Annotated in this window: 7 protein-coding genes and 1 riboswitch; of the genes, 4 read left to right on the top strand and 3 right to left on the bottom strand. The window is 49.8% G+C overall.

Annotated features, from left to right (window positions below; all coding sequences use genetic code 11):
* Positions 1-2: 2 nt before the first annotated feature.
* From ACI4N7_RS07710 to ACI4N7_RS07700, 3 genes are all read right to left on the bottom strand, one after another.
* Positions 3-848: a MetQ/NlpA family ABC transporter substrate-binding protein gene (locus tag ACI4N7_RS07710; protein WP_439732774.1), complete on the bottom strand. Its 846-nt coding sequence runs from the start codon at positions 846-848 to the stop codon at positions 3-5.
* A 119-nt stretch (positions 849-967) separates the two neighbouring features.
* On the bottom strand, positions 968-1,621 hold the full coding sequence (locus tag ACI4N7_RS07705) for a methionine ABC transporter permease (RefSeq protein ID WP_439732773.1): 654 nt from the start codon (positions 1,619-1,621) through the stop codon (positions 968-970).
* Complete coding sequence (locus tag ACI4N7_RS07700) at positions 1,602-2,639, bottom strand: methionine ABC transporter ATP-binding protein (RefSeq protein WP_439732772.1); 1,038 nt, start codon at positions 2,637-2,639, stop codon at positions 1,602-1,604. The genes ACI4N7_RS07705 and ACI4N7_RS07700 overlap by 20 nt, the downstream gene beginning before the upstream one ends.
* Positions 2,640-2,694: 55 nt before the next feature.
* A riboswitch (SAM riboswitch) is annotated at positions 2,695-2,799 on the bottom strand.
* Between the two features lie 322 nt (positions 2,800-3,121).
* On the opposite strand from ACI4N7_RS07700, the gene ACI4N7_RS07695 reads away from it, so the two are divergent.
* The 4 genes from ACI4N7_RS07695 to fumC all read left to right on the top strand — a co-directional run.
* A complete protein-coding gene (locus ACI4N7_RS07695; RefSeq protein WP_439732771.1) occupies positions 3,122-3,427 on the top strand; it encodes a YerC/YecD family TrpR-related protein in 306 nt (101 codons plus the stop codon).
* 5 nt (positions 3,428-3,432) lie between these two features.
* Entirely contained in the window at positions 3,433-4,800 is a 1,368-nt protein-coding gene (locus ACI4N7_RS07690) for a phosphomannomutase (RefSeq protein WP_439732770.1), read from the top strand.
* A gap of 53 nt (positions 4,801-4,853) precedes the next feature.
* Positions 4,854-5,582 carry an acetolactate decarboxylase gene (gene budA, locus ACI4N7_RS07685; protein WP_439732769.1) on the top strand — a complete coding sequence of 243 codons (729 nt, stop codon included), beginning with the start codon at positions 4,854-4,856 and terminating at the stop codon, positions 5,580-5,582.
* Between the two features lie 268 nt (positions 5,583-5,850).
* A partial coding sequence (gene fumC / locus ACI4N7_RS07680; RefSeq protein WP_439732768.1) for a class II fumarate hydratase occupies positions 5,851-7,194 on the top strand: 1,344 nt, incomplete at its 3' end.

Below are 7,194 nucleotides of genomic sequence, written 5' to 3'. Positions count from 1 at the left end.
CATTAGTCCCAGGCAGGAACGATGGTGCCTTTGTATTTTTCTGCAATGAATTTCTTAACGGCATCGGACTGGTAAGCCTGTACGAATTTCTTGTAAGCCGGCTGATCCTTATCCTTTTCACGAACAGCAATGATCATGACAGCCAGCGGGGTATCCTTATCTTCCAGGAAGATGCCCTGTTTTTCAGGAGAGAGGCCTGCGCTCATGACATAGTTCATGGTGATGACGGAAGCATCTACATCGTCAAGGCTTCTGGGGAGCTGAGCGGCTTCGATTTCCTTGAACTGGATGTTCTTCGGGTTTTCTACCACATCAGCAGGGGTAGCTTTCATGCCTACGCCATCTTTCAGCTTGATAACGCCGGCTTTTTCCAGAAGCTGGAGGCCGCGGCCTTCATTGGTGGGATCGTTCGGAATGGAAACGGTAGCACCTTCAGGAAGGTCTTTTATATCTTTAATCTTATTGGAGTAAATGCCCATGCGCATGAGGATGGCTCTGCCGATATCGGTGAGGTGGGTGCCATGCTGTTTATTGAAGTTTTCCATGAAGGGCTTATGCTGGTACACTACGATATCCAGGTCGCCGTCAGCCAGTGCCTGGTCAGGGGTAATGTAGTCGGAGAATTCTTTTACATTGACTTTGAGGCCGTTCTTTTCAGCTTCTTTAGCAGCGGCTTCTACGACTTCCGCATGGGGGCCTGCTGTAGCACCTACGGTGATTTCTTTCTTTTCAGCAGGAGCAGAAGCTGCAGCGGAGGATGCCGGTTTATCGCTGGAGGAACCGCAGCCGGTGATGAATGCTGCTGCGGAGAGTGCGCAAAGGCCGGCGATTGCTAATTTCTTGAACATAAATAAAACTTCCTTTCTCTTTTGAACTCTGATTTCACGTCGAAAATGAAATCTTAATTTATATAAGGGTGAAAACCCGTTATATACCGGAAACAATGAAAATAGGGAAATCCAATGGGTTAACGCTTATCCGCTTTCTTGGCCAGGTTGCTGCCGATGAACTGGATGAGCTGAACGATGATGACAAGGACGATAATGGTGGCAATCATGACGTCTGCCTGGAAGCGCTGGTAGCCGTAGCGGATGGCCAGGTCGCCCAGACCGCCGCCGCCGATGGTGCCGGCCATGGCGGAAGCACCGATGAGGGATACGATCACAACAGTCAGACTTTCGATAATGGAGGGCAGCGCTTCAGGAATGAGAACCTTCCAGATGATCTGGAGAGGGGAAGCGCCCATGGATTCTGCGGCTTCAATAAGGCCGAAGGGAATTTCGCGGATGGATGTTTCCACCATACGGGCCGTATAGGGGATGGCGGCAATGGTCAGAGGAACGATGGCCGCCGTTGTTCCGATGGAGGTACCTGCCACCAGCCGGGTGAAGGGGATGATGGCTACCATGAGGATAATGAACGGAATGGAACGAATGAGGTTGATGACGAAAGCCAGAGGCTTATTAAGCACCGGGCAGGACAGGATGCCGTTCTTTTCTGTCACCACCAGCAGGATGCCCAGGGGAATGCCGATCAGGGCGGCAATAATGGCTGAAATGGAAAGCATGTACAGCGTTTCAGCCAGACTTTTCAGGAGCAGGTTAGTTATCACTGGGGACATATCCGATTACCTCGCTTGTTATTGGTAAAGACTTCAGATGGCCGAGAGCTTTGTTCATGTCATCTTCATGGCCATTGATCATAATGATAAGACGGCCGAAGGAAACGTTCTGGATATAATCGATGGATCCGTAGAGAATACTTACGTCCAGGTTATATTTCCGGATCAGGTTGGCAATGATCGGTTCATTGGCTACATCGCCGCGGAATTTCAGGCTGATGATTGTCTGGTCGGTATCATGCTTCTTTTCTTTTCCGATATTCATATGGGACAGCTGTTCCGGAACATCGGAGGACATGACAGAACCGACGAACTTTTTAAGGGTTTCAGTCTGCGGATTGGTGAAGAGATCCACCACGGAACCCTGTTCGATAATTTTACCCTTTTCAATGACTGCCACCTGTTCGGCGATTTCCTTAATGACTTCCATCTGGTGGGTAATCATGATAATGGTGATTCCCATTTTCTTGTTGATGTCTTTCAGCAGCTGGAGAATGGATTTTACCGTTTCCGGATCCAGGGCGCTGGTGGCTTCATCGGAAAGAAGAACGGAAGGATTGGACACGATGGCACGGGCAATGCCTACACGCTGCTTCTGTCCGCCGGACAGCTGGGAGGGATATTTGTTCCTGTATTCCGTAAGGCCTACCAGGTTCAGAATTTCATCAATTCTTTTCTTCTGTTCTGCTTTCGGCACATGAGACAGCTCCAGCGGAAAGGCTACATTTCCTTCCACGGTTCTGTTGGAGAGAAGGTTGAAATGCTGGAAAATCATGCCGATTTTCTTCCGTTCCTCACGAAGCTGGGCTTTGGACAGCTTTGTCATGTCTTTGCCGTCAATCAGCACTTCGCCGGAAGTAGGGGGTTCGAGCATATTGATGCAGCGGATCAGGGTAGACTTTCCTGCACCGGACTGACCGACAATGCCAAAAATCTCACCGTCTTGAATGGTCAGGTTGATGTCGTCCAGTGCTTTGAATTTGCCATATAATTTCGTTATATGTTTCAGCTCAATCATTGGGGGCTCCTTATAAAAACAAAAAAACTTTCATCGAAAGATGAAAGTCAGTTATACATCATCTTTCGAGTAATCTTACCCGCTGGAATTGGCACCGTTTCTGTAAAGAATGGTTGCCGTGGCTTCAAAGGGCCAGTCCCTCCGCCACTCATGATGAATCCATATTTGGTTTTCCCGTCTGCACGGGTTGAAACTATAGTACTCTGATTAAGAAATATTGTCAATAGAAATAATGATTTAAACAGATAAGATTCATAAAAGTCATGGCCGGGAAAGGGGGGAAGATGGAGGTCAGGGTACAGGTACCGGGCCTTTTTATGCCCGCTGTGCCTGCTTTTCTGCCGAGATTTCGGTGGAAATTCCGCCTTTGGGAAGCCGGCCCGCAGATGCCTGATTTTCTTTGCACCTGTCAGCCTGTAATGCTATAATATACTAAAGCGAAAAAGCTGGTTCTTCCAAACCACATGAAAAGAGGGATACCTATGAGTGTAAACCAGAGACTTGTCAATCCTCTGACAGATACATTGTTTGACGCCATCCTTTCTTTGAAAACAAGGGATGAATGTTATGAATTTTTTGAAGATTTATGCACCATTAATGAGCTGAGAGATATGTCCCAGCGGCTGGAAGTGGCACGGATGCTGGAATCCGGCGAAAAGTATGACCGCATCGAAAAGAAGACGGGGGCCAGTACAGCCACCATTTCCAGGGTGAAGCGGTGCCTGAAGTACGGCGCTGACGGATATATTACAGTACTGAACCGGCTGAAGGAGAAGGGAGAAGAATAAAAGGAATGGAACCTTTACATATGTCACACAATGGGTTTAAAGCCTATGATATCCGGGGTATTGTTCCGGGAGAAGTGAATGAGGACCTGGCATACCGGGTAGGCAGGGCCTATGCGGCGCTGTATCATCCGAAAGCCATGTGCATCGGTTATGATGTGCGGCCCAGCTCGAAGAAAATCAGCGAAGCGGCTGCAAAGGGACTCATGGATGGTGGCAGTGATGTATATGATATCGGCCTCTGCGGCACGGAAATGATGTATTTTGGAACCTTCCACTACGGTATGGACGGCGGATTCATGATTACCGCCAGCCACAATCCTTCCGATTACAACGGCATCAAGATTGTACGGGAGGAAGGCATTCCCGTAAGTGCGGATACCGGGCTGAAGGATATCGAAGCTCTGGCCTTTTCCGGCGATTTTCCGGAAATCAAAGGGCAGGGAAAACTCTTCCGGAAGGACATTCTTTCCGACTATATAGATACTCTTTTAAGCTTCGTCGACGTGAAGGCCATGAAGCCTTTCCATATTGTGGTGAATGCAGGAAACGGATGCGCCAATATTGCCTTTTCTGAATTGAAGAAGCACCTTCCGTTCCGGTTCACGGAAATGTACATGGATCCGGACGGCTCGTTCCCCCACGGCGTACCCAATCCCATGCTGGAGGAATGCAGGAAGCCTCTGGTGGATGCAGTGCTTTCCGAAAAGGCGGATCTGGGCATCGCCTGGGATGGGGATTTTGACCGCTGCTTCTTCATTGATGAGAAGGGTCATTTTGTGGAAGGCTACTACATGGTGGGCCTTCTGGCCGAATATTTCCTGAAGAGACATGCCGGCGAAACCATTGTCCATGATCCCCGGGTATTCTGGTGCACGGAAAAAATCTGCCGTGACCTGGGAGGCAAACCGGTGGAGTCCAAGGGCGGCCATGCCTTTATGAAGGAAACCATGCGCCGGGTGAAGGGAATTTACGGCGCGGAAAATTCCGCCCATCATTTCTTCCGTGATTTTTCCTACTGCGACTCCGGCATGATTCCCTGGCTCATTGTGACACAGATCATGAGCGAAAAGGGAAAGCACCTGGGCGAGCTGGTGGAGGAAATGGAAAAGGAATTCCCCTGCAGCGGGGAAATCAATCTCACCGTGAAGAACAGTGATTTCATCCTGGAAAAGGTGAAGGAGAAGTACGGAAAAGAGGCGCGCCGGATCGATCCCACCGACGGCGTGGGCATTGAATTTGACAACTGGCGCTTCAATCTCCGCCCCTCCAATACGGAACCGCTGATTCGATTCAACATGGAAACCAGGGGAGATCGGAAGCTGCTGGAAGAAAAGAAAAAAGAAATGATGGATTTCATTCATTCATTACAGTGAGGTAACTGCCGGGGTTGATTCCCGGCAGTTGCTTTTGGAAAGGAGCGGTTATCATGAGTGCCAGAGCAGCCGGCAGGACATTATTTCAGGCAGCTCTTCTTCAGTCCCTGATTCTCGGACATTATGAAGGATCGGTGGAAGTGAAGGATTTGAAGGGCCAGGGAGATTTCGGCATAGGCACCTTTGATTCCCTGGACGGAGAGCTTGTCATGTGCCAGGGCGAGGTGTACCAGGTCAATGGAAAAGGGGAGGTCAAAGAGGCGGATGACCGCTGGAAGGTTCCTTTTGCGGACGTCTTTTTCTTTGCAGCGGACAGGACCCTGCCTCTGAAGGATATTTCCTCTCTGGAAGAGCTGCGCCAGCAGGCGGACGCCTTCATTAAAAACTGGGGACCGAACTATTTTTACGGTATACGCGTTCATGGACTTTTTGAAAAAGTATACGCCAGAAGTGAAAAAGGGCAGCAGAAGCCCTATGCACGGCTGGATGAAGTAATGAAAAAAGATCAGGTGGAATTTCATCTGGAACATACGGAAGGCACCCTGATCGGTCTCTACTGTCCCTCCTTCATGGGCGGCCTCAACATGCCGGGCTACCATTTCCACTATCTCTCCGATGACAGGAAATCAGGAGGCCATGTATTTGATATATGCCTGAAGGAAGGAAAAGCGGAATTCTGCCTTCTTTCCGATCTGAAGCTGAAGCTGCCCCGGTCATCGAACTTCGGGAAGATCGATTTCACCGAGGATCTGGACAAGGCAGTGAAGGAAGTGGAAGGGTGAGAAAGCAGAAGGCGTGAGCCACAGCAGGGATGGACTTCAGCTCACAGGAAAAGGCTGTCTCATGGCAGAGTCCTTTCCTTCTGCACTTTCTGAAAAGGGGCCGCAGGGCGGTCCCTTTTATGCGTTCTTTGCAATGAAATCCTATTTATCTATATAAAGTTAGTAATTACATGGGGCGCTGTAAGATGTTACAATAAATCTGAAGACAATTCCCTGTTTCGAGGAAACTTATTTCCCGGCAGATTTGTATTTCGCAAAGGAGAACATGATGGAATATCGTATCGAACATGATTCTTTAGGTGAAGTCCGTGTCCCCGCTGATCATATGTGGGGTGCGCAGACTCAGCGTTCTTTTGAAAATTTCAAAATCGGCCATACCATGCCGAAGGAAATCATCCGCGCTTTTGCTATTCTGAAAAAGTGCGCTGCCAAGGTGAATGAAGAAAGAGGAGCCCTTCCCAAGGAAAAGGCAGAAGCCATCCGCAGCGCCTGCGATGAGATTCTGGATGGGAAATGGGACGGAGAATTCCCGCTGGTGGTATACCAGACCGGTTCCGGCACCCAGAGCAATATGAATATGAATGAAGTGGTATCTCATATTGCCAATGCCAAGCTGGAAAAGGCAGGCAGCTCTCTTCGGGTTCATCCCAATGATGATGTGAATATGTCCCAGTCCTCCAATGATACATTCCCCACAGCTCTCCATGTAGCCGCTGTTTATTCTCTCCATCAGTATCTCTACGGACCGCTGGACGGCCTGATCGCTACTTTCAAGGCAAAGAGCGAAGAATATATGCATACCGTAAAGATCGGACGCACCCATGTGCAGGATGCGGTGCCGCTGACTTTCGGACAGGAAGTTTCGGGCTGGATGGAAATGCTGAAAAAGACCAAGTCCATGATCCAGGACGGCGAAAAATATCTCCATGCGCTGGCCATCGGAGGCACGGCAGTGGGAACAGGCCTGAACAGCCCCAAGGATTTCGGGGAAAAGGTGGCTGCTGCCATTTCCGAGGAAACGGGAATTTCCTTTACCTCCGCAGCCAATAAATTCTATGCCCTCACCGGCAGAGATGATTTGGTTTTCACCCACGGTGCTCTGGATGCCCTGGGAGGAGACTGCATGAAGTTTGCCGATGATATCCGCCTTCTGGCCGGCGGTCCCCGGGCAGGTCTGGGCGAACTGACCATTCCGGCCAACGAACCGGGCTCTTCCATTATGCCGGGCAAGGTGAATCCTACCCAGTGCGAAGCCCTGACCATGGTAGCCTGCCGTGTTCACGGCAACCAGGCCGTCATTTCCATGGCTTCTTCCCAGGGACGGTTCGAGCTGAATGTGTATGCTCCTGTACTGGCAGACAGCTTTATCGAATCGGTCAAGCTGCTGGGCGAAGCCATTCATTCCTTCGATATCCACTGCGCTCAGGGCATCAAGGTGAATGATGAACGGATGGAAGAACTGGTGAAGAAATCCCTTATGCTGGTAACAGCCCTGTCTCCTCATATCGGCTATGAAAAGTCGGCGCAGATTGCCAGAAAAGCCTTTGCGGACAACAGCTCCCTTCGGGAAGCCGCTTTGGCCCTTGGCTTTGTGACAGAGGAAGAATATGAC

It is taken from the genome of Dialister sp., from assembly GCF_051885895.1.
Lineage (GTDB): Bacteria > Bacillota > Negativicutes > Veillonellales > Dialisteraceae > Dialister.
Note: the sequence above shows the minus strand (reverse complement) of the source record. Positions and strands in the feature narration are given on the sequence as shown.